We start from the raw sequence: 20,263 nt of genomic DNA on the forward strand, positions 1-20,263 counted from the left end.
CATCCTAATCCACATTTACCTCATCTTGACTAAATTTAAAATTGTTATGCTAGAAAAACAATCTTACAAAATTCAACATTTTCATACCCTGATTAGTTTACTACGCGATCGCCAGGGATTTTTAGAAGAAATTCGTCAGGAAATAAGATTACAAAATAAAATCAATTCGCTGTTTGTTTCTAGTTCTATTTTTTTTGCCATTTATGGCGCGATTATTGGCGCATCTCACAGTTGGGCACAAGCTTTATCTGGCGCTATTAAATTACCAGCGTTCTATTTATTAACACTGATTATTTGTTTCCCGACTTTGTTCTTTTTTAGTGTGTTATTTGGTTCTCGGAGCAGTATTCAGCAGCATTTTGCTGTTTTGCTCACATCGGTATCAGTAATTAGTGTGCTTTTATTTAGTTTGGCACCAGTAACGCTGTTTTTTCTAATCACTACTCCAGATTCTTATCAATTTTTTAAACTCTTAAATGTGTTAATTTTTAGCATCACAGGTATTTTTGGTGTGAGATTTCTTTATGAAGGAATGCAGTTGCTTTCTCAACAAGATGAGGTTGGCAAAAGAACCCGCACTACAATTTTAAGATCGTGGTTATTACTTTATGGCTTTGTGGGTATGCAGTTAGGATGGTTTCTCAGACCTTTTTTTGGTGCCCCTGACTCTAAATTCGAGTTATTTCGGGCGGTAAGAGGTAACTTTTATCTAGATATTGTAGCGGCGATTTCTGAAATTTTGGGTTTGCGTTAAGCTGATATTTTATTGTGAAGAAAAAAAATAACCAAGGCATCGCTATAAACAATATAAATAAATTGCTGAAGAATGAAATTTTTTCCCCTGCACGGTAAATAATTCATCCTTCAGCAGACACTCACTCAATTACTGCAACCCCACCCAAATACTTCCTTCTTCTAAACGCGTAGGAAAAACTGGTAGTGCCTTTTCTTTAGCAATTACACCTAACACCTTTCCGATACCTGGAGGAAAGGTACTCCATTCCTTAACATTACCAGTGGACAAGTCAAAAGCGCTACGGTGAAAAGGACAAATAATTGCTCCATCCTCCGTAACCTTGCCCTTCTTCATCGGTAGCTTCAGGTGGGGGCAAGAGTTTTCTACTGCATAGATTTGGTTATTATGGTTAAGTAGTAAAATAGCGCGTTGTTCAACTTTTACCACTTTGCGCTCATTAAGCGGTAATTCATCTTGAGAAAGAACCTTAATCCAGTTCATCAATACCTCACTTGATTTCTACAGGGATGCTGTTTAACAGAAGACTTTGGAATCTTAAGCTCTTTTAGCCATCAGAAAACCAATTAAATACATGATTTTACAAGTTTGTAACGGTTGAGATAGCTAAAACCTTTATTAGCAGTTTACTTAATTCGTTTGATAGCTGAGTTTATTCTCTCATCCTCATTAAAGTAGATATTTAAACTCTATCGCCATGCAGATATATTATTTAAATAATTAAGCTTACAATACTACAGTAATATCTGCAATAAATCATTATCAATAACCTACTGGTGCAAGGGTGGCAAAGCTAAACAACTTCGCATTACCAGTTAGTCAATCAGGCTTAAAACTCTACAAAAATATGCAAAACGACTCTGGAAAGACGATTTCTACTTGGATGACAACGGCACAAGTGCCAGATCAACCTGTACTTTCAGCAAACACTCATGCAGATGTATGCATTGTAGGGGCGGGTATAGCAGGGATGTCAACTGCCTATATGCTGAGTCGTGAAGGTAAATCAGTTGTGGTACTAGATGACGGCCCTATTGGTGGAGGACAAACTTCCCGTACTACAGCCCATTTATCGAATGTGTTGTCTTATGGTTATTCTGAACTTGAAGATATCCACGGTCAAGAACACACCAGACTCATTGCAGCAAGTCATGCAACAGCTATTGATACTATAGAGGCGATCGCTGCTAGAGAAAATATAGACTGTGACTTGGTACGACTTGATGGCTATCTATTTCCTCCTGATCTTCAGTCTTTAGACGAGATGAACCAAGAGTTAGAAGCAGCACATCGTGCAGGTTTAACAGAAGTAGAACTCGTAAACCAAGCGCCCCTATCCGGTTTTGATACAGGAAAGTGTTTGCGCTTTCCTAACCAAGGTCAATTTGACCCACTGAAGTATTTAGCCGGATTAGCTGAAGCAATTCAACGTCGCGGTGGCAAAATTTATACAGGCACACATGTAGAAAAAATAAAGGGTGGCTTGACTGCCTGTGTGGAAACAAGCAATGGTCAAGTAGTAACAGCTGATGCTGTAGTTGTAGCAACTAACTCCCCAATTAGTAACTTGGCTACTATGCATTTTAAGCAAGCTGCCTACATTACTTTTGTAATTGCTGGGAAAGTCCCTCGCGGTTCTATTCCCAATGCACTTTACTGGGATACTCTCGACCCCTACCATTATGTGCGGCTGCAATCACTTGATGAGCAGTATGATTTACTGATTGTTGGTGGCGAAGACCACAAAACTGGACAAGCCGATGATGCTGGTGCGCGGTATGCCAGACTCCAGGTATGGACACAAGAACGTTTCCCAATGGTGGAAGAGATTTTATTTCGCTGGTCAGGTCAGGTGATAAATGCTGACGATGGTATTGCCTACATTGGTAAAAACCCATTTGATGAAGAAAATGTTTACATTGTTACGGGTGATTCAGGCTTGGGAATGACTCACGGTGCGATCGCAGGCATCCTCCTAACTGATATGATTTTGGGGCGCAAGAATACCTGGGCAGAAGTGTACGATCCATCACGGACGAGAATTGGGGCAACGGGTGATTTTATATCTGAAAATCTCAACGTTGCTACCCAATATTTAGATTGGGTGACACCAGGGAAAGTTGATTCTGTCGAAAAAATTTCCCCTGGTACAGGTGCAGTGGTGCGGCGTGGTTTGACCAAAATTGCAGCCTACCGCGACGAAAATGGCATTTTACACGAGCATTCCGCAGTTTGTACCCATCTCAACTGCATTGTAGCCTGGAATTCTTCAGAGGATACCTGGGATTGTCCTTGTCATGGTTCACGGTTTGATTCACAGGGAAAAGTGATCAACGGGCCCGCAATTCATGGACTTGCACCTGTAGAAGAAAAAATTAAGTAGCCAGGATGGGGTTTTGTAATCTTCACAGCTTACAATCACTTGGTCTTCAAGCTTTGAACAGATGCAGCATTTCAGAAAATTGAAAGGACATCTTTATTTATAAAGAATTTTTGTAAGTGGGCATTGCTCACTTTTTTATTTTTATACGGGCGAATATAGTAGTTTTGCCCTGATCAATCAGATTTTTGTGAGAAAAAAAGCTTTATTTATAACATATCGGACATTAACATAATTGTTTACTTTTATACTAAAAATTGATGATAACTATATCAATCCATACACCCCAAGCTTCCGCCACCAAAGTCTTATATACTGGGGTTGACTTTGATAAAATTAGAATTTGCGTTAGATATGATACTCACAACTATCAGCTTTGAGAGGAAATATTAGTACATCTACAGTTTTTAAGGTTTAGTAACAACTAGATCCAGTATTATCAGAAAACTGCATGTGGTGTCAGAATTAAGAGGGGAGTGAAGACATGGATTTACGTAGTGATGCATTGCAAATCCTCAAAGAAACTAGTCGAACTTTTTATATTCCCATTAGTATATTACCGTCAGGATTACAAGAAGCAGTTGCATCAGCATACTTGTGTATGCGTGCCATTGATGAAATTGAAGACCATCCAGAACTAGATAACCCTACTAAAGCCGCACTTTTGCGAACAATTAGTTTAACATTGCAAGCAGGGGTTGATGGTTTCGCTGTTGATGCTTTTTCCGTAGGCTTTAACGGTTACGAAAATACTTTAGAAGAAGTCACTGTGAGAGTTAGAGAATGGTCACTACTAGCACCTGAAACGATCGCACCGCGAATTTGGGATGCTACCGCCGCAATGGCAGACCGCATGGCTTACTGGGCAGAAAGAAACTGGAAAATTTATACAGAGGCTGATCTAGATCGTTATACTTTTGGAGTTGCAGGTGCTGTAGGTTTGCTACTCTCCGATTTATGGACTTGGTATGACGGGACGCAAACGAACCGTACTCAAGCAATTGGGTTTGGTCGGGGTCTACAAGCAGTTAATATTCTGCGTAACCACAACGAAGATATGGTACGTGGAGTCAACTTTTTTCCAGAGGGTTGGAGTGCAGCAAATTTGCATGAATATGCGCGTCGCAATCTAGCACTAGCAGATGCATATACTAAATCTCTTCCTGCTGGGCCGGCCTTAGATTTTTGCCAAATTCCCTTAACCTTAGCTCATGGCACTCTCGATGCTCTAGCTAATGGTAAAGAAAAACTCAGCCGTAACGAAGTTATTGCACTCATTGAGCAGTTTATCAGTGTCAACATAAAAGCTAGTTAGTGCTTATATCCCCCGAAGATAAATCGGGGGATTTACTCATGATAAATTGTAAATCTTAACTATTTAAAGCAAATGAGCGATCAACAGAGCTTTTTTAAAATTTTCTTAAATAATTAATAACTTAACCAATAAAATGACTAATTTTAATAAAAGTTTTTGGTTAAAAAATAAGCAACTAATCAACAAATAGACTGCAAAAGACAGCCTATTTAAATCATAAATTGGGATTTATTGTTCGTCCCATATCTAACCTTCATATTAAAGCTAAATTTCCAGAAAATCTTTACTCAACTGAAATAGAATCTTTAAGTAAAAACACTATTGTCTTTTATATGATTGACTACGGAAGACAAGGAGTGTTTATGCATTTTTATCAGATTGGGGCAATTGTTGGTTTGACTACAGCAGCTTTTGTAGCAATTGCACCCATACAAGCAAACGCTGCAAATTATCAGATACAATCTGGTGTCACCAGCGTTGCTGAAGACCACGAAGAAATTCTTAGAAGTCTGGGGCTGAATTTGACCGACATGAATAATACAGCCGAAACAATTCCTAATGAATTTGCATTTGGATTTAATATTGCCTCAGACACTAACTTCACCTTCAGCGACGTAGGCGGTTTTTCTCAGCCTTCAGGTACAATCAAGCATACTGGCACTATTACCTTCAATAACCAGCTTACTGTTGGTAACTTTTCTGTTGGTTTCGCTGCAACACGGGCTATTAACAATGCCAGCGGTTTTTTCTTAGAAGATACAGTTTCTCTAAACACAATTTTGTTTGATTTAAGCGCTCCGGGCACTTTAAACTTTGATGGCAAAAATTTAACCCTCGCTAATGTTCAATTGCTGTTCTCTCCAGAGTTTGCTAATATACTGGGTAATTCTAGTTTGACTGGTGAATTTGCTGGAACTGCACAAATTGATGCTAAAGTTGCAGCTGTATCAGAACCTACAAATACGATAGCCCTGACAGCATTAAGTATGATTTTCTTAGGAATTAAGTATAAGAAAAAAAGTAATCGCTAACTATGGAAAAGCACGAGAGACAATTTACCCATCTCTCGTAAATATTTGCTTCTGTAATATTTAAGCTTAATGATTTTAAGATCAACAAAAATCGAAATCATGAGCATTATAGTTTTCGGCAGTATCAATATAGATTTAGTGGCGACAGCACCACGGTTGCCAGCCCCAGGAGAGACTTTGCTGGGAGAAGATTTCTTTAAAATGTCGGGAGGTAAAGGCGCAAATCAAGCCGTAGCATTAGCGCGCCTAGGGATTCCTACTCAGATGGTAGGCCGAGTAGGCGCACACAACTTTGGCGCAGAACTTATCCATGATTTACAGGTTTCTGGTGTGCAGACTGACAATATTTTCGTAGATGAAACTGTTAGTTCGGGAGTCGCCCTCATCACCGTAGATTATGCTGGTGAAAATCAAATTGTTGTTATTCCTGGTGCAAATGGGTGTGTTAATCAGGAAGATATAGAGCGATTATCATACTTATTACCAACAGCTACAGCGCTACTTTTACAACTAGAAATTCCTATTACTGCTGTGGTGGCAGCAGCCCAAGCTGCACGAAGTACAAATATAACTATAATTCTCGACCCTGCACCCGCGCCATCTAATTTACCAGATGAACTTTACCCTTTAGTAGATATCATTACACCGAATGAAGTGGAAGCAGGACAGTTAGTAGGTTTTGCTGTAGACAATGAAGTAGCAGCCACAAAAGCAGCAGCAGTTTTATTGCAACGAGGTGTGAAATGTGCGATCGTCAAACTGGGTGCCAAAGGTGTTGTTTGTGCCACTGCGGAAGAAACATTTTTTGTCCCAGCCTTTCCAGTTCATGCAGTTGATACTGTTGCGGCGGGCGACGCTTTTAATGGCGGCTTAGCAGCAGCACTGTTTGCAGGACTTTCTTTACGTCAAGCAGTTGTGTGGGGTGCAGCAGCAGGTTCTTTGGCTGCAACAAAATTAGGGTCACAAACTTCTTTACCTAATAGATGGACTTTTGATGCCTTTCTCAAGGAAAGAGGAATTGAAACTAACCACTGACAACTGACAACTAACTATTTACCAATATCCTCATTCCATAACTCAGGGTTAGTTTCAATAAAATCACTCATCATCTGTTCACATTCATCAAGATTGAGATCAATTACTTCCACTCCGTGGGATACCATAAATTCTTTAGCACCAGGAAAAGTTCTTGATTCTCCGGCAATGACTTTTTTAATGCCAAATTGCACAACTGCCCCAGCACACAAATAACACGGCATTAGAGTTGAATAGAGTGTTGTACCTCTGTAGCTACCAACTCTACCAGCATTGCGGAGACAATCGATTTCAGCGTGGGTAACAGGATCACTATCTTGCACACGTTTGTTGTGTCCTCTGCCGAGAACTTTGCCATCCTTGACAAGAACGGAACCGATGGGTATTCCACCTTCTTGTCTACCTTGTTTTGCTTCTTGAATTGCAGCCTGCATAAATTCATCCATCTTTTAATTCTCCTTGTTATGTCAAAACAACTCGTATTAATGGATCATGATGGTGGTGTTGATGATTATCTAGCAACAATGCTGCTGTTGACGATGGATCACATAGAACTTTTAGGTGTCGTCGTTACTCCAGCAGATTGCTACATTCAACCTGCTGTTAGCGCGACACGTAAAATCATCGATTTAATGGGATTTTCTCATATCCCAGTTGCCCAAAGTACTGTACGGGGTATAAATCCTTTTCCGCCTCTCTATCGCCGCGATTCATTTATTGTGGATCATCTGCCAATTCTCAATCAAAACGAAATTATCAATACGCCTTTGGTTGCAGAAACAGGGCAAGATTTCATGATCCGGGTTTTACGTGAGGCATCGTCACCAGTAACACTAATGGTAACTGGCCCGTTGACGACAGTAGCAGTAGCCCTAGATAAAGCACCAGACATTGAAGCGAAGATTCATCAGATTATCTGGATGGGGGGCGCATTGAATGTCTCTGGTAATGTAGAAAAAAGTTTAGAAGCTGGACAAGATGGTTCCGCCGAATGGAATGTTTATTGGGATGCAGTTTCAGCGGCGCGGGTATGGCAAACCCAAATTGAAATTATTATGTGTCCTTTAGATTTAACTAATAATGTGCCAGTCACATCGGAATTAGTGCAAAAGATGGGGAAACAACGCCACTATCCTGTCTCTGATTTAGCGGGGCAATGTTACGCCCTGGTTATCCCCCAAGATTATTATTTTTGGGACGTATTGGCAACAGCTTATCTAGGACACCCAGAATTTTATCAATTGCATGAATGGGAAACAGAGATTATTACTGCTGGCGTAAGTCAGGGGCGTACTAAAGTCGTACCTAGTGGTCGAAAGATTTACGCGATGGATAAAGTGGATAAAGTGGCTTTTTATAGTTACATCTTGCAACAATGGGCGCGCTGAAGATGCATTTTATTGGCATAACTTCTACAAGTCAGTAGAGGAGATGTTTCCTTTAATTGAACGGTGGAACAGGCGACAGGGCCAAAAGAAAGCTCCACAGATACTTACTGAGGCGATGGTGGCGACAACTTGCCAACTGGAGTTAGGTGGAGTGGCAGACTCTGAAGGTTGTTCTTGTGTGCCTTTAGTTAGCTCTGGTGCTGAATGAAATAGCTGACTAGCTGTAGTCACCCCTTCAATCGTCGCTCCAATTAGGTAAGCTACCAGGGCAATTACTAGCCAGTGATTCATTATATTTAGTTTGACTCTGAGAGGATTTTTGACACTGAGCAATCATGCGAATGCTCGCATTAATGATGATTACTTTGCTCAAATGATAATCGGCCTTCAGCTGTGTCGCGAATTAAGGGCAGTTTAGATTCGATATAGGTGTTGAGGCTGCAATCTGCTTGTGCTTGTACATCAAATCCGTGCTTGCCTTCTAACTTTTGGAGTAGCAGTTGTACTAAGGCAGCATCATCAAACTGGAGCAAGGTACTGACTTGGGTAGACTCTATTACAGCCCATATTTGTTTCATCATTTTGACAGTAATCATAAGTCTTTGGATTCTTAAGCTTTTCTTTATGTTTGCACACATTATCAAATCGTGCCGAATTTCTTTGTAAGGATTTGTCAAGATGTTGCTTCAAGCAAGACAAACGAGGGTGTTTAACAAAAACTATCTCGCCTAAACTTGGAGTGCATCTCATAAAATCGTGTTATTCCCTACTCAAGCATCTGTTGGGAATTACCAAGTACTACCTTATGAGTCAGAGAATTGTACTAATTCACACGAAATAATAAGGCTAATGAATGCCAAGATCAAAAAAAGAACGCTTTAAGGGTATTTAAATTATTATGCCAGAAATACGCGAATCCATTGCTCAGCATTACCATGAACGGACTAAATACGACCCTGAAACCCTTGCTTCTAAAAATCAAAGATTAGATTGGGCTAAGCAACCAGTGCCGTTTAAAGAGTACAAAATTGGCTCTGCTTTTGATCTTAAACCCTATCTCCAAGAAATCCCAGAGGCATTTGTTAACAAACCAGATGCTCAATGGTGGCAAAGACTTTCAAGGCTATTGTTTCGCAGTTATGGACTCACGGCAAGAATGCCTTCTATGGGTAGTACGGTGTATTTACGAGCTGCCCCTAGTGCAGGTGGGTTGTATCCTGCCGAAGTATATGTAGTTTCTCGTGGCACGCCTTTATTACCGCCTGGATTGTATAATTATCAATGTCGGACTCATTCACTGATGCATTATTGGGAAAGTGATGTTTGGCAAGCTTTACAGGAAGCTTGTTTTTGGCATCCCAGCCTCGAAAGTACCCAATTAGCAATTATTGTTACTGGGGTTTTTTATCGTTCGGCGTGGCGTTATGAAGATAGGGCTTACCGCCGGATTTTTTTAGATACAGGACATCTTTTGGGCAACATTGAATTAGCGGCTGCTATTACCGACTATCGCCCGCACTTGATTAGTGGTTTTGTGGATGAAGCTGTAAATGATTTATTGTATATCGATCCGCAACAAGAAGGAGCGATCGCAGTTTTACCCTTGGCAGATTTATTAGACATTAAACAAAATTTGCCGATGGGATGTACTGCTTTACCCTCTGCGACTGAAACTAGTTACCCACAAATTCCGGATGGCGAATTGCTGAAATATGTTCATCGGCATACTCAGATTCAACCAGGTATAATTGGTAAGCTGAATTTGCCAATGGTGAAACAAGAAAAGTCTCTAGAGGATAAATATAATTTTCCTTTTTGTTTGAAAATTCCTACCTCTACAACACCTATTTTCTGGGGAAAAGATCTGTCAGACTTGGAAATCACCATGCATAAACGACGCTCTACCCGTGCCTATAGTGGTGATGATTTAACCTTCGATGAACTTAAAGCTTTGCTTGACTTTACCTATCAACCAAAAAACTATATCGACCAAAGTTTAGATAGTTCTCCAGACTATTGTGATCTGAATTTAATAGAAACATTTATTGCCGTCTGTGGAGTTAAAGGATTAGAAGCAGGTTGTTACTATTACGCACCTAAAGCCCAAGAGTTACGACAAATTCGATTTAAAAACTTCCGCAGAGAGTTACACTTTCTCTGCTTAGGACAGGATTTAGGGCGCGATGCAGGAGCAGTGCTTTTTCATACAGCCGATCTCAAATCAGCTATTTCCCAGTATGGCGATCGCGTTTACCGTTATTTACATCTAGATGCTGGACACTTGGGACAAAGGCTAAACTTAGCTGCAATTAGCCTTAATTTGGGTGTCAGTGGTATTGGTGGTTTTTTCGATGACCAAGTAAATGAAGTTTTAGGTATTCCTGCTGATGAAGCTGTTTTATACATTACTACTTTGGGGCGGCCAAGATAGCATAAACCACAGAGACACAGCGAAAAGTTGTCAGGAGGAGCCACTGCGCCCTTGCGGTTTCCCGACTTGTTCGCGCAGCGTCTCCCCTTGGGAGAAGCAAGTGGCGTTGGTTTCCTTCCGTAACAAACTTTTAAAGACAGAGATATCAGATATTCTGTGTGTCTCTGTAATCGTTTGCTCAATGTTAAGGATAAAGACCTCTATCACTCAATGCTTGAGCCACACGACCTACACCCAGCGTATAAGCTGCTAATCGGAGATTAACTTGCCGCAGTTTCGATTGCTGAATTACTTGATGATAAGCTTGCACCATTAACTGTTCCATTTCATGGTTAACTCGTTGTTCATTCCAAAATAGATAAGAAAGACCCTGCACCCACTCCAGATAACTTACTACTACACCGCCAGCATTTGCCAATATATCTGGTAGTACTGTCACACCCCGTGCTTCTAAAATCTGGTTAGCTTCAAGAGTAATGGGGCCATTAGCTGCTTCTGCTATCATCTGCGCTTGTACTTGATTAACATTCTCTTCAGTAATCTGGTTCTCTAAAGCTGCTGGAATCAATACATCACAAGGCAAAGTCAGTAAGTCTGCATTACTAATGGGTGCAGCTTGCGGAAAACCAACAACACTTTTACGATTCACGGCAGCATAGGTTTTCAAAGCTGGAATATCAAGACCTGTTGGATAATATACTCCCCCTGTGGCCGTTGAGACGGCAATAATTTTAGCTCCTGCTTTATATAATAATTCCGCTGCTGCACCGCCGACATTACCAAAACCTTGAATAACAATTCGCATACCTGCCAAAGATTTGCCTTGATCTGCTAACGCCTCACGAACAATAATCATCACGCCCCGCCCGGTTGCCATTTCCCGCCCTAGTGAACCACCAACTGAAAGTGGCTTACCTGTGACAACTCCTGGTACAGCGTGACCAACATTAACTGAGTAAGTGTCCATCATCCAAGCCATCTCACGGGCAGAAGTACCCATATCTGGTGCAGGAATGTCTACGGAAGGGCCAATATCTTTAATTAATTCGCTGGTATAACGACGAGTGATCCTCTCTAATTCACCAACGCTGTATAATTGCGGATCTATGGCAATACCACCCTTAGCACCGCCATAAGGAATGCCTAACAAGGCACATTTCCAAGTCATCAGCATTGCCAAGGCAGACACTTCCCGTAGTGTCACAGCTGGATGGTAACGAATGCCACCCTTGTAAGGCCCTAAGATATCGGAGTGCTGTACCCGGTGTCCAGCAAGAACTCGCACTTCCCCATTATCTAATTTCACAGGAATGGAAACCGTTACTACTTTGCGCGGATGACTAAGGATTTCCAGAGAACCTTGATCTAACTTTAATTCTTTACCTGCCGCTTCTAAATAGCTACAGGCTTGATCAAATGGACAAATATGCGCTGGAGAAGCAGCTTCCAAAGGCAATACAGGTGTTGTAACCATAAAATTTTCTCCTAATCGCGGTATCTTCGCCAACCGGATATATATATGCCTAGCTTATCCTTGTTTTCTAGAAAAACAAGGATTTTGTAGTTTTTGTTACATTTTTATTTTTTTTTTATGATATTAAAAATGAATACAGAAAATTATAATTTTCTGTATTCATTGCATAGTTGTTGCTAAACAGAGTATTAAGCTGGTGCAAAAACCTCAGAAGTAAAGCTTCCATGCAGACCATAGGGAATATGATGCTGAAGATGTAGCCTAGCGATCGCGCCTTTACCAAAATCATTAGCATCTAAAATCACCACATCTGAGCGATGATGAGCAGCGTCATAAACCAAAGCCAGCACCCAACCGTCATCTTCTTTAGTTGAACCTGGGCGCGGTACAAAAATCGGTTCACCCATAAAACCATGGGGTGCAGCACTCCAAAGTTGTCTTTTCCCGGACTCCAAATCAATTTTTAGCAACGCTTGCAACGGAGCATTACCAGTCTCTTGATGAGTAGCACCTATATATAAATATCGATAAGAACGACCGACATTAGCCGGATTTATAGCCGGAAACTCACAACAACGGCTTTCAATCAACTCCTTTCCTACTGTCTCATCTTGAAGGTTGAGAGTAAACCGCCAAAGTTGCCCAGGCGACTGTGCTTCAAAATCAACTTGTCGAAAATCGCTTTCTGGCTCCACTTCAGGTAAAGACTCATAACAAATGGAGTCAATCAAAATTTTCTGTTCCACCTCAAAAGCATTGATGTGATGGAAAACGAAACCAGATTGGGTTTCTAAAATTTTTACCTTTGTTTGCCCTGTTTGGGAGTTGCGGGGAATAACTATAATGCGAGTTGGTTGATTTGGCTGAAACTTAATACATTCACCGGCTGCACGTATGCCTAAAGCCAAAGGTATAGGGTTGAAGGTAACAGGATTTTGAAAGAAGATACAATAATTGGGAGTAATAACAAAATCGTGAATAAAACAAAAACCCGGAACGCTATGAGCGTGCTTCCTAATAACTTCACCAGCTAAATTTAGTTCAAAAATAGTAATTTTGGTAGATAGTCCTGGCTTAATCGAAAAGTTTACTAAGCAAGGCGCGCCTCCATCTTGAGCGCAACTAGGGTCAAAACGGGGATGAGCGCTAAAAGCTTCACCTGCTGATAAAACATCATTAAAATATTCTTTTCCTAACGTTCCTAATGTGTAAGGATCGAGGCGATGAGGTTCAGCAGCTTCCCACAGTGCCAAAAGTTTACCACCCCAATAGATAACGTTAGTGTTTGCAATATTTTTGATGCTGAAGTCGAAGAGATTAGCTAACCAACCACCAGGTTTTTGAGTACCAAAAACACCCCGATAAAGAATTTTTTTAGCTTTTTGTTCTGCTAAATAGCCTTCGGTGTGAACAAAGCGGTTACGGAAATGGGCACGACCATTAACAAAGCAGATCCGGCTAATCATCCCATCCCCATCAAAAGGGTGATGAATCCGTTGTCCATTCACATCCAGCAAACCAGGGCCGTTTCTAAAGAGTGTACCTTGCAATTCTGGGGGAATTTGTCCTTCTACATCATCAATCCAATAATCAAATTTTTGAGTAAGAGATTTATATCCTCCCTGCCAGTCTTCAGGAGTATAAGATTTTTCTAAAATTGCTTTTTCTGGAATTTCTAAACTCTGCATACCTTTATTTATGTTTATCAAATTAAGTAAACAAAATTGTATCTTACGAATCTTTGCTCAGATATTTACGTTCAGTCAAATCTTGATCATTCCACTGCTTTGGACTCTGTTTCTCGTAACATTAACTCAGGCATTAAATCAGATAGAAATTCTTGCTCACCGTTTGTTATTAATGCTGGTTGCAATGTAGGAGTTTCAGTTTGCGAGCTACTAGTAGGTAGCCAATGCAGGAACGGTAGTGGTAACAGTGTGCTTAAGTTAGTAATAATTACCAACAGCCAAAGTAATTCAAAGTTGGTTTCAGTAATGCCCAACCAATGCATAATAATGGCCCCAAATTCGTAAGAAACCATTGCCGCTAAGTTCGATATTGACATCAGCAAGGCAAATAAAGTTGCTTCTACTCCAGGAGGACAAAGCCTCGCTGCTAATACTAGCACTGGCATATAAGAAATTTGACCCATCACAGTCAGTATGAGACTATCTCCCAAACTAAACCAGTGGTCGTCTATACCTAAAACTCGGTTAGTATGAGTCACTAGCAGCAGCATTGTCATGCCCAATACCGCTGAAATAACGGTACTCCAACCAAAAATTACGCGAAATGAGACGCTTTTCAAGAAACGTTGAAAAATCCAAATACCTATTAAAGAAGCAGCACTAGTTACCAACCGAACTCGACCCAAAAATTCTGGTTCAAAGTGGAGTTCGTTGGTAGTGAAGAAGAAAAAGGCTGATTCTGCTGTAGGAGTAGATAGCCAGATAAATACAAATGCTGTTGGCAGCCAAATGGCTTTTTGGGTGATGGCTTGGCGTAGTTGCTTCAGTTGATGCTTAACACTTAAGGAGTTAGTGTTATTACTTTCGCTCTTGTCTTTGCTGATGGGAGACTCGGCAATCAACCAAGCTACTGCTGAGACAATGAGAGGAAATGAAGCAGTGATCAAAAATACAGTGCGGGTAGTGAAATGTTGGAGAAGCATCCCACTCAAGTATGCTGTTACCAAACCTCCAACGGCGGAAGCACCCCAACATAAAGATTGTAGTGAACCTGCATCCGCTTGTGACTCCCCCCTAGCTCGTTCTACAACCAGTGAATCAGCTATCACATCACTAACGGCTACAGATAGGGAACCAAGAGCAATTACCGCTGTAGCCGCCCAGCTAGTATGAACTATTGTTGCGAGACTCACCCAGGAAATGGCTCCTAGTATTCCAGATAGCACCAAATATGGACGGCGGCGGTAGCCAAATATGGGTAAGCCATCGGATACAAAACCAAACACTGGCTTGATAATCCAAGGTAGGGCGACAATTCCCAACAAGGCTGACACCTGGGCTGGACTGAGCAGCAATTCATCTTTGAGGAAAAAGCTGACGGCTAGACGAGCCAATCCTAAAATTCCTTGGACAAAGTAGACGGTAAGAATCGCAATTAACTCGGCAGTAGGTTCATGACCGAAGAAAATTTTTTCCTTTACTGAGTCTTTGACTTTGGACAAGCCAGAGGAGTCAATCAGCATTTGATAAATATTCTTTAAGTTTTATCGACTTTTCTATCATATCGATTTCTTGAGAGATGGGTTTTAATATGGGCAAACCTAATGCGGTTCATTTAATTATGGAAAAGCCTCAAAACTTGCAGTTATCCATGCAAGATGTTGTTGAACTGCTTGGTGCATGGTCATTTCTTGGTAATTTAACAGTTCAACCAACAAACCAAGGTACGGTCAACACAACCTTTTTTGTGGAAGCACAGGCTGGAGATTTTGTCTTAAAACTTTACAACGATACTATAACCAATACACAAATTCAGTATGAACACTCGCTATTAGCACACCTGAAATCATGCAATTTATCGTTTGCAGTACCAGATCCTACACCAACCCTATTGGGTGAAACATGGATTCTAGTTAATCAAAATAACTCATTGCAGCGCGTTGCTTTACTTCCTTTTATTTCAGGTCAGCCTGCTGAACGAAAAAATCTTGCTCATATTTATGCTGTTGGTCAGGTACTTGGAGAGCTACATCACGCCCTTGCTGATTTTGATTCAGAGAGAGAAATGGCGCAATTACCTGCATGGGGAGATCTTTTCCATATTCATCCACTAGTGACAGATCCCCTGGTAGCACTACAATCACTGGAATTGCCTTTAAAAGAGCAAGAGTACATTATTAAGTTTTTAACAAAAATTATTGTAACTGCACCTAATTTATATAAAACGCTTCCAGTACAAACAACTCATGCGGATTATCTTAGCCCTAATATCCTCATGATAGAAAACCGTGTAGTTGGGGTGTTGGACTTCGAGTTTGCTACTTCAGATTTGCGCTTAATGGATTATGTTGCAGCACTTGACCACTTCACCCGATTCTCTTGGCAAGAAACACCGCATTGGGAGTTTGTGGAAACTTTCAGCGCAGGATATAGCAAGCATATTTCTCCGATATCAGCAGAAGTAGAGGCGCTGGCGTTAGTTTGGCGCTTACAGCGGGCAAGCTGCATTATTTATTGGACAGGCTGGTTTCTTGAAGGAAAAGCAACTCGCCAAAGCGTAATTGATGCAGTGACAAATACAATTCTGCTAGAAGAGTGGTTGGAGGAAAACACAACTAAGATTGCGGCAATTTTTACTGATTAGATGTGTTATCTCAAAGCTACGATCGCATTTTGACCACCAAAGCCAAAACTGAGGCACAGCACCTGCTGAATTTTACTGGGGCGGGCTGCTGTAATTAAATTTAAATCAAATTCTGGTTGCTGTAATCCTACACAAGGCAGTAAGATTTGATGCTTTAACGCCATGAGAGAAAAAGCTACGCCCAAGGCTCCTGATGCCCCTAATGTATGACCTGTAGCTCCCTTTGTGGAACTTACTGCTACATCTTGGGGAAACAATTGCTGAATTATCTTGCTTTCTATACGGTCATTAAGGAGAGTAGCCGTACCATGAGCATGAATGTAATCAATATCATCTGGGGTCAAATTACTACGTTTTAGGCATTGTTTAAGGGCAGCGATCGCACTTTTACCTTCTGGTTCTGGCTGATTAGGATGATATGCGTCTGTTGTCAAGCCAAAACCGAGAATTTCCCCATAAATTTTTGCCTGACGCTGCTTTGCTAATTCGGCTGATTCCAAGACAAATACAGCTGCACCTTCGCCCAAAACTAAACCTTCTCGGTGCAAATCAAAAGCATAAGCCCCAGTTTTAGCTAGAGCCCCCATTTGCTGAAAACCTGCCAAAGTCAGTGGTGTAATTGGTGCTTCTACTGCTCCAGCGATCGCCCGTTGATATTGACCAGTTTGCACGAGCAAAGCTGCTTGAGCAAGTGCCCAAATTCCAGTAGCGCAAGCTGCCATCGGTGCTAAAACTGTGCCTGTTGCCCCAATTTGTCGGGCTGCTGCGATCGCATTTGTATGAGGTAAGGTATCTAACCAATTTTCTAACACCACCTCTTTAGTTTCTAAGCTGGAATCATACCCATGCATTTGCCGTGCCAGCAATTCCCAAGCTCCCTGATGACTGCGACTTGATCCAATAACCACAGCACAGTCAGGTAAAGGAGGATTTAAACCGCTATCTTGTAACGCAGCAGCGACAACCGTTTGGGTCAGTCTTTTTAATTTTGCTGGTTGTTGACCAATCAAGCCTAGAGGAAGCGGTTCGATTTCTGGAAATGGTTGATGCCATTTAATTCCAGATTTACCTGCGATTAATTTTTGCCAGCTATCCTCTAGGCTTGTACCCAAAGCCGAAACTAGACCGATACCAGTAACAACGACTTGATTTAATTGGGCATGGGGCATGGGACATGGTGAGACAGCGCTGCGGGAGGGTTTCCCTCCGCAGGCGACTGCGAACCCGAAGGGGGCATTGGACATTGTTATTTTCCTCTGCTTCCCTGCCCCTCTGCTCCCTACGAACCAGAAGTTTTCAAATTTTCTGCGCCTTGAGTGACTTTAGCAGAGTCAATGCGATCGCCCTGCTGAATTTTATTAACTACATCAAAGCCATCGGTGACATTGCCAAAAACAGCGTAGCTTCCATCTAGGAACCCTAGATCTGCTAGGGCAAAATAAAACTGTGATGAAGCTGAGTCGGGCATTTGCGATCGCGCCATTGCCACTGCACCCAGTTTATGCTGCAATTCTGGTGGTTTCGTGATTCCTGCTGATTCTAATGTCTTGCCGTAAATTGGGTTTGGTTCCCCTTTTGGCTTAATTTCTAAGGGTATACGGCGTTCAGTACCAGTTTTCGGGTCAATATAACCACCTGTTCCGAGTCTATTTGCTGGAACTTTCGGATCTTTGCTTTGGGGATCACCACCTTGCACCACAAAAGGTTGGGGCTCGCGTACAACTCGATGGAAAACTAACCCATCGTATACACCTTTTTGAACTAAATCTACGAAGTTGCCAGCTGTAATTGGGGCATTAGTACCGTCTACTTCGATAGTAATCGGCGAACCTTTAACCGTCATCACCACAGTAGCTTTGCCTTCGAGCCGTGGTAAATCTTTCATTCCAGGAATACTCTCACTAGTAGTTTGTGATACGGGCGTTGCTTCAGTAGTTGTTGTAGTGCTTGTCTCGACTGCTGTGGAGGTTGGAGAAGAGTTAGAAGAAGTTACTTGCTCTGTTGAACATCCTCCCAACATCAAAGCACTGACCATCAAAAGCGCAACCAAAAATTGTGAAACTTTTAAACGCATTGCCAGTTACTGATTCAACCAGAGTATCTTATCCTCTCAGAGGATTTTTGGATCTTATATTTTAGGAGCTAGGGATTAGGGGCTAAGAGAAGCAGAGGGGCATAAACAAAAGGGGAAAAGGTAAAGGGTAAATGATGAAGAAACAAACCCTTTCCTCCTTACCCCTTTCTCTTTAACCTTCTTCCTCATGCCCTATGCCCCAATCCTTTAAAGTCCTTCTAGGGGTACTCTCAAAAAGCGTGCTAATTCTGCACCTTTAGTTTCTAACTCTGTTAAGGATAACGGCTGACCTACCCGTGTTAGGGGAATATCTCGCCGACCCTTAATGCGTAAATAAAGTGCGCGACGGGGATTCAGTCCTTCTTTGATATCTATTTTTACGGATTGCACGTCTTGTGTACGGCTGTCAATCTCAATCCGGCGGTTTTTGCCGGGAAATCCCCAACGAAAAATTTTTATGCTACCAGTTTCCTGATTAAAATCGTTATAGCCGCCACCTACATCCCATAAAATCATTAGCCACAAATATAAAGCTAAAAGCAAGCCAGCGCTGCCATATAGCCCCATAACCAATCCTTGGGGCACAAATATCAGTTGAGTTGCATCGGTAACTAAGAGTAAATTTACTTTTAGGTAGCTAGATATCCCAGCCAACAAAAAGCCTGTGGCTCCCAATGTCACGATAGTTGCCCACCAGTAGTTGCTAAACCGACGAGAACCGAGAACTTTTTGATGTAGGATGCTTGAAGCAGAGCTATCACCGTTAGGAGAGTCGCCTTTGTTGATTGTTGTTGATGCCGTCATTGAACTACCTTGGCCTGTAAGTTCTTCCCATTAAAAGTCTGCCATTGGAATGCAATATCTTGCAAGCTGAGGATTAAGACTTTTAAGATTTCTGAGAAAAGTTGTGTCAGATTGTTAAAATTCTGATATTCATAATATTTATATAGGTTCGTGTTAAATACCTGATTCACCTCCGTGCTTGGGCGAAAAACCGAACTAATGTGATAAGTTAAGAATCATTAAGTTACCAAAAGCTAGGTTCCTAGCCAACGGTACGTGTAATGGCACAATCCTGAGAAATGCCAAATTACGTAAGCGGCAAGCTCTCAGAATTTTAGCAGCTTTCCAGCCGCTGAAGAGTGTCAAAAAAACGTTAATTCCTCGTAGTAGTTGCTTCAAGTCGGGAAAACCCTTTGGGTTAACTAGTTGCCTGCTGTTCGCGTTAGCGTCTCGTAAGCGAGGGAAACTCTCCCCGTTCGCGGAGCTTCTCCCCTTGGGAGAAGTTGCCACAACGCGGCGGCACTTCCTTGAAGTCGGGCATTGCCCGCCCAACGGAGTGCTTTAGGAAACCGTGCAAAGCACTTCTCTTCTCTACGAGACGCTGCGCGAACGCAGTACTGGACTCACCGCCCAACGCATTACTTAAAAACGTTGCAATTTTAGTAAAAAGAGGATTTTAGTTCGATGACCATCGCAGTAGGACGCGCCCCCAGTAGTAGAGGGTGGTTTGACGTACTAGACGACTGGTTAAAGCGCGATCGCTTCGTATTCGTAGGTTGGTCAGGGATATTATTATTCCCTTGCGCCTTCCTGGCACTAGGCGGTTGGCTAACCGGTACAACCTTCGTCACCTCTTGGTATACCCACGGGTTAGCGTCATCATACTTAGAAGGCTGTAACTTTTTAACAGTAGCAGTATCATCACCAGCAGACAGCATGGGACACTCCCTGTTGTTGCTGTGGGGGCCAGAAGCACAAGGCGACCTCACCCGTTGGTTCCAACTGGGTGGCTTGTGGCCATTCGTGGCGCTACACGGAGCCTTTGCTTTGATTGGCTTCATGTTGCGGCAATTTGAAATTGCGCGCCTAGTAGGGATTCGTCCTTACAACGCTTTGGCATTTTCAGCCCCGATTGCGGTATTCGTCAGCGTCTTTTTGATGTATCCCTTGGGACAATCTTCTTGGTTCTTTGCACCCAGCTTTGGTGTAGCAGCCATTTTCCGCTTCTTGTTATTCCTACAAGGTTTCCATAACTGGACACTCAAC

Annotated in this window: 18 protein-coding genes and 1 pseudogene; 9 read left to right on the top strand and 10 right to left on the bottom strand. The window is 41.9% G+C overall.

Annotated features, from left to right (window positions below; all coding sequences use genetic code 11):
- Positions 1 to 46 precede the first annotated feature (46 nt).
- Positions 47 to 754, top strand: coding sequence for an actin-binding WH2 domain-containing protein (locus I8751_RS23310; RefSeq protein ID WP_214441464.1), 708 nt, complete (start codon positions 47 to 49; stop codon positions 752 to 754).
- Between the two features lie 129 nt (positions 755 to 883).
- Here the strand turns inward: I8751_RS23310 and I8751_RS23315 are convergent, their stop codons facing one another.
- Positions 884 to 1,237 carry a Rieske (2Fe-2S) protein gene (locus I8751_RS23315; RefSeq protein ID WP_214441465.1) on the bottom strand — a complete coding sequence of 118 codons (354 nt, stop codon included), beginning with the start codon at positions 1,235 to 1,237 and terminating at the stop codon, positions 884 to 886.
- Between the two features lie 301 nt (positions 1,238 to 1,538).
- Here I8751_RS23315 and I8751_RS23320 point away from each other — a divergent pair, with 301 nt between their 5' ends.
- From I8751_RS23320 to rbsK, 4 genes are all read left to right on the top strand, one after another.
- Positions 1,539 to 3,137 carry an FAD-dependent oxidoreductase gene (locus I8751_RS23320; protein WP_318780360.1) on the top strand — a complete coding sequence of 533 codons (1,599 nt, stop codon included), beginning with the start codon at positions 1,539 to 1,541 and terminating at the stop codon, positions 3,135 to 3,137.
- Between the two features lie 481 nt (positions 3,138 to 3,618).
- Positions 3,619 to 4,449, top strand: a complete 831-nt coding sequence (locus tag I8751_RS23325; RefSeq protein WP_214441466.1) for a squalene/phytoene synthase family protein — start codon at positions 3,619 to 3,621, stop codon at positions 4,447 to 4,449.
- Between the two features lie 362 nt (positions 4,450 to 4,811).
- Positions 4,812 to 5,480 carry a hypothetical protein gene (locus tag I8751_RS23330; RefSeq protein WP_214441467.1) on the top strand — a complete coding sequence of 223 codons (669 nt, stop codon included), beginning with the start codon at positions 4,812 to 4,814 and terminating at the stop codon, positions 5,478 to 5,480.
- Between the two features lie 99 nt (positions 5,481 to 5,579).
- Entirely contained in the window at positions 5,580 to 6,515 is a 936-nt protein-coding gene (gene rbsK / locus I8751_RS23335; RefSeq protein WP_214441468.1) for a ribokinase, read from the top strand.
- A gap of 14 nt (positions 6,516 to 6,529) precedes the next feature.
- Here the strand turns inward: rbsK and I8751_RS23340 are convergent, their stop codons facing one another.
- Positions 6,530 to 6,961 carry a nucleoside deaminase gene (locus I8751_RS23340; protein ID WP_214441469.1) on the bottom strand — a complete coding sequence of 144 codons (432 nt, stop codon included), beginning with the start codon at positions 6,959 to 6,961 and terminating at the stop codon, positions 6,530 to 6,532.
- An 18-nt stretch (positions 6,962 to 6,979) separates the two neighbouring features.
- Between I8751_RS23340 and I8751_RS23345 the strand changes: the two genes are divergently transcribed.
- Positions 6,980 to 7,903, top strand: a complete 924-nt coding sequence (locus tag I8751_RS23345; RefSeq protein ID WP_214441470.1) for a nucleoside hydrolase — start codon at positions 6,980 to 6,982, stop codon at positions 7,901 to 7,903.
- A gap of 24 nt (positions 7,904 to 7,927) precedes the next feature.
- On the opposite strand, the gene I8751_RS23350 is transcribed toward I8751_RS23345, so the two are convergent.
- The gene (locus I8751_RS23350) at positions 7,928 to 8,194 is read right to left on the bottom strand and encodes a hypothetical protein (protein WP_214441471.1); all 267 of its coding nucleotides are present in this window, start codon (positions 8,192 to 8,194) and stop codon (positions 7,928 to 7,930) included.
- 59 nt (positions 8,195 to 8,253) lie between these two features.
- Positions 8,254 to 8,499, bottom strand: a complete 246-nt coding sequence (locus tag I8751_RS23355; RefSeq protein ID WP_214441472.1) for a hypothetical protein — start codon at positions 8,497 to 8,499, stop codon at positions 8,254 to 8,256.
- 302 nt (positions 8,500 to 8,801) lie between these two features.
- On the opposite strand from I8751_RS23355, the gene I8751_RS23360 reads away from it, so the two are divergent.
- On the top strand, positions 8,802 to 10,334 hold the full coding sequence (locus tag I8751_RS23360; RefSeq protein WP_214441473.1) for a SagB/ThcOx family dehydrogenase: 1,533 nt from the start codon (positions 8,802 to 8,804) through the stop codon (positions 10,332 to 10,334).
- Between the two features lie 184 nt (positions 10,335 to 10,518).
- Here I8751_RS23360 and I8751_RS23365 read toward each other — a convergent pair whose 3' ends face one another.
- The 3 genes from I8751_RS23365 to I8751_RS23375 form a co-directional block, all read right to left on the bottom strand.
- Positions 10,519 to 11,808 (bottom strand): Glu/Leu/Phe/Val family dehydrogenase, encoded by a 1,290-nt coding sequence (locus I8751_RS23365; protein WP_214441474.1) that lies wholly within the window; start codon positions 11,806 to 11,808, stop codon positions 10,519 to 10,521.
- A 188-nt stretch (positions 11,809 to 11,996) separates the two neighbouring features.
- Positions 11,997 to 13,496 carry a carotenoid oxygenase family protein gene (locus I8751_RS23370; protein WP_214441475.1) on the bottom strand — a complete coding sequence of 500 codons (1,500 nt, stop codon included), beginning with the start codon at positions 13,494 to 13,496 and terminating at the stop codon, positions 11,997 to 11,999.
- Between the two features lie 86 nt (positions 13,497 to 13,582).
- A complete protein-coding gene (locus tag I8751_RS23375) occupies positions 13,583 to 15,019 on the bottom strand; it encodes a folate/biopterin family MFS transporter (protein ID WP_214441476.1) in 1,437 nt (478 codons plus the stop codon).
- A gap of 68 nt (positions 15,020 to 15,087) precedes the next feature.
- Here I8751_RS23375 and I8751_RS23380 point away from each other — a divergent pair, with 68 nt between their 5' ends.
- Positions 15,088 to 16,140, top strand: coding sequence for a phosphotransferase (locus I8751_RS23380; protein ID WP_214441477.1), 1,053 nt, complete (start codon positions 15,088 to 15,090; stop codon positions 16,138 to 16,140).
- A gap of 5 nt (positions 16,141 to 16,145) precedes the next feature.
- Here the strand turns inward: I8751_RS23380 and I8751_RS23385 are convergent, their stop codons facing one another.
- The 3 genes from I8751_RS23385 to I8751_RS23395 all read right to left on the bottom strand — a co-directional run bounded on the left by I8751_RS23385 (position 16,146) and on the right by I8751_RS23395 (position 19,018).
- The gene (locus I8751_RS23385; RefSeq protein ID WP_225894365.1) at positions 16,146 to 17,309 is read right to left on the bottom strand and encodes a beta-ketoacyl-ACP synthase; all 1,164 of its coding nucleotides are present in this window, start codon (positions 17,307 to 17,309) and stop codon (positions 16,146 to 16,148) included.
- Positions 17,310 to 17,419: 110 nt separating this feature from the next.
- Positions 17,420 to 18,214 carry a peptidylprolyl isomerase gene (locus I8751_RS23390; RefSeq protein WP_214441479.1) on the bottom strand — a complete coding sequence of 265 codons (795 nt, stop codon included), beginning with the start codon at positions 18,212 to 18,214 and terminating at the stop codon, positions 17,420 to 17,422.
- 207 nt (positions 18,215 to 18,421) lie between these two features.
- On the bottom strand, positions 18,422 to 19,018 hold the full coding sequence (locus tag I8751_RS23395; protein WP_214441480.1) for a photosystem I assembly protein Ycf4: 597 nt from the start codon (positions 19,016 to 19,018) through the stop codon (positions 18,422 to 18,424).
- Between the two features lie 663 nt (positions 19,019 to 19,681).
- Between I8751_RS23395 and I8751_RS23400 the strand changes: the two are divergent.
- Positions 19,682 to 20,263 (top strand): annotated as a pseudogene (locus I8751_RS23400) (photosystem II D2 protein (photosystem q(a) protein)); the annotation flags it as partial.

This window comes from Atlanticothrix silvestris CENA357 (assembly GCF_016056295.1).
GTDB lineage: Bacteria > Cyanobacteriota > Cyanobacteriia > Cyanobacteriales > Nostocaceae > Atlanticothrix > Atlanticothrix silvestris.

Excerpts from the sequence above, each read along its gene's own strand:
- I8751_RS23370 (WP_214441475.1), bottom strand. The coding sequence starts at position 13,496 with ATGCAGAGTTTAGAAATTCCAGAAAAAGCAATTTTAGAAAAATCTTAT.
- I8751_RS23375 (WP_214441476.1), bottom strand. The coding sequence starts at position 15,019 with ATGCTGATTGACTCCTCTGGCTTGTCCAAAGTCAAAGACTCAGTAAAG.
- I8751_RS23365 (WP_214441474.1), bottom strand. The coding sequence starts at position 11,808 with ATGGTTACAACACCTGTATTGCCTTTGGAAGCTGCTTCTCCAGCGCAT.
- I8751_RS23310 (WP_214441464.1), top strand. The coding sequence starts at position 47 with ATGCTAGAAAAACAATCTTACAAAATTCAACATTTTCATACCCTGATT.
- I8751_RS23315 (WP_214441465.1), bottom strand. The coding sequence starts at position 1,237 with ATGAACTGGATTAAGGTTCTTTCTCAAGATGAATTACCGCTTAATGAG.
- rbsK (WP_214441468.1), top strand. The coding sequence starts at position 5,580 with ATGAGCATTATAGTTTTCGGCAGTATCAATATAGATTTAGTGGCGACA.
- I8751_RS23325 (WP_214441466.1), top strand. The coding sequence starts at position 3,619 with ATGGATTTACGTAGTGATGCATTGCAAATCCTCAAAGAAACTAGTCGA.
- I8751_RS23355 (WP_214441472.1), bottom strand. The coding sequence starts at position 8,499 with ATGATTACTGTCAAAATGATGAAACAAATATGGGCTGTAATAGAGTCT.
- I8751_RS23340 (WP_214441469.1), bottom strand. The coding sequence starts at position 6,961 with ATGGATGAATTTATGCAGGCTGCAATTCAAGAAGCAAAACAAGGTAGA.
- I8751_RS23350 (WP_214441471.1), bottom strand. The coding sequence starts at position 8,194 with ATGAATCACTGGCTAGTAATTGCCCTGGTAGCTTACCTAATTGGAGCG.
- I8751_RS23380 (WP_214441477.1), top strand. The coding sequence starts at position 15,088 with ATGGGCAAACCTAATGCGGTTCATTTAATTATGGAAAAGCCTCAAAAC.
- I8751_RS23345 (WP_214441470.1), top strand. The coding sequence starts at position 6,980 with ATGTCAAAACAACTCGTATTAATGGATCATGATGGTGGTGTTGATGAT.
- I8751_RS23390 (WP_214441479.1), bottom strand. The coding sequence starts at position 18,214 with ATGCGTTTAAAAGTTTCACAATTTTTGGTTGCGCTTTTGATGGTCAGT.
- I8751_RS23330 (WP_214441467.1), top strand. The coding sequence starts at position 4,812 with ATGCATTTTTATCAGATTGGGGCAATTGTTGGTTTGACTACAGCAGCT.
- I8751_RS23385 (WP_225894365.1), bottom strand. The coding sequence starts at position 17,309 with ATGCCCCATGCCCAATTAAATCAAGTCGTTGTTACTGGTATCGGTCTA.
- I8751_RS23395 (WP_214441480.1), bottom strand. The coding sequence starts at position 19,018 with ATGACGGCATCAACAACAATCAACAAAGGCGACTCTCCTAACGGTGAT.
- I8751_RS23360 (WP_214441473.1), top strand. The coding sequence starts at position 8,802 with ATGCCAGAAATACGCGAATCCATTGCTCAGCATTACCATGAACGGACT.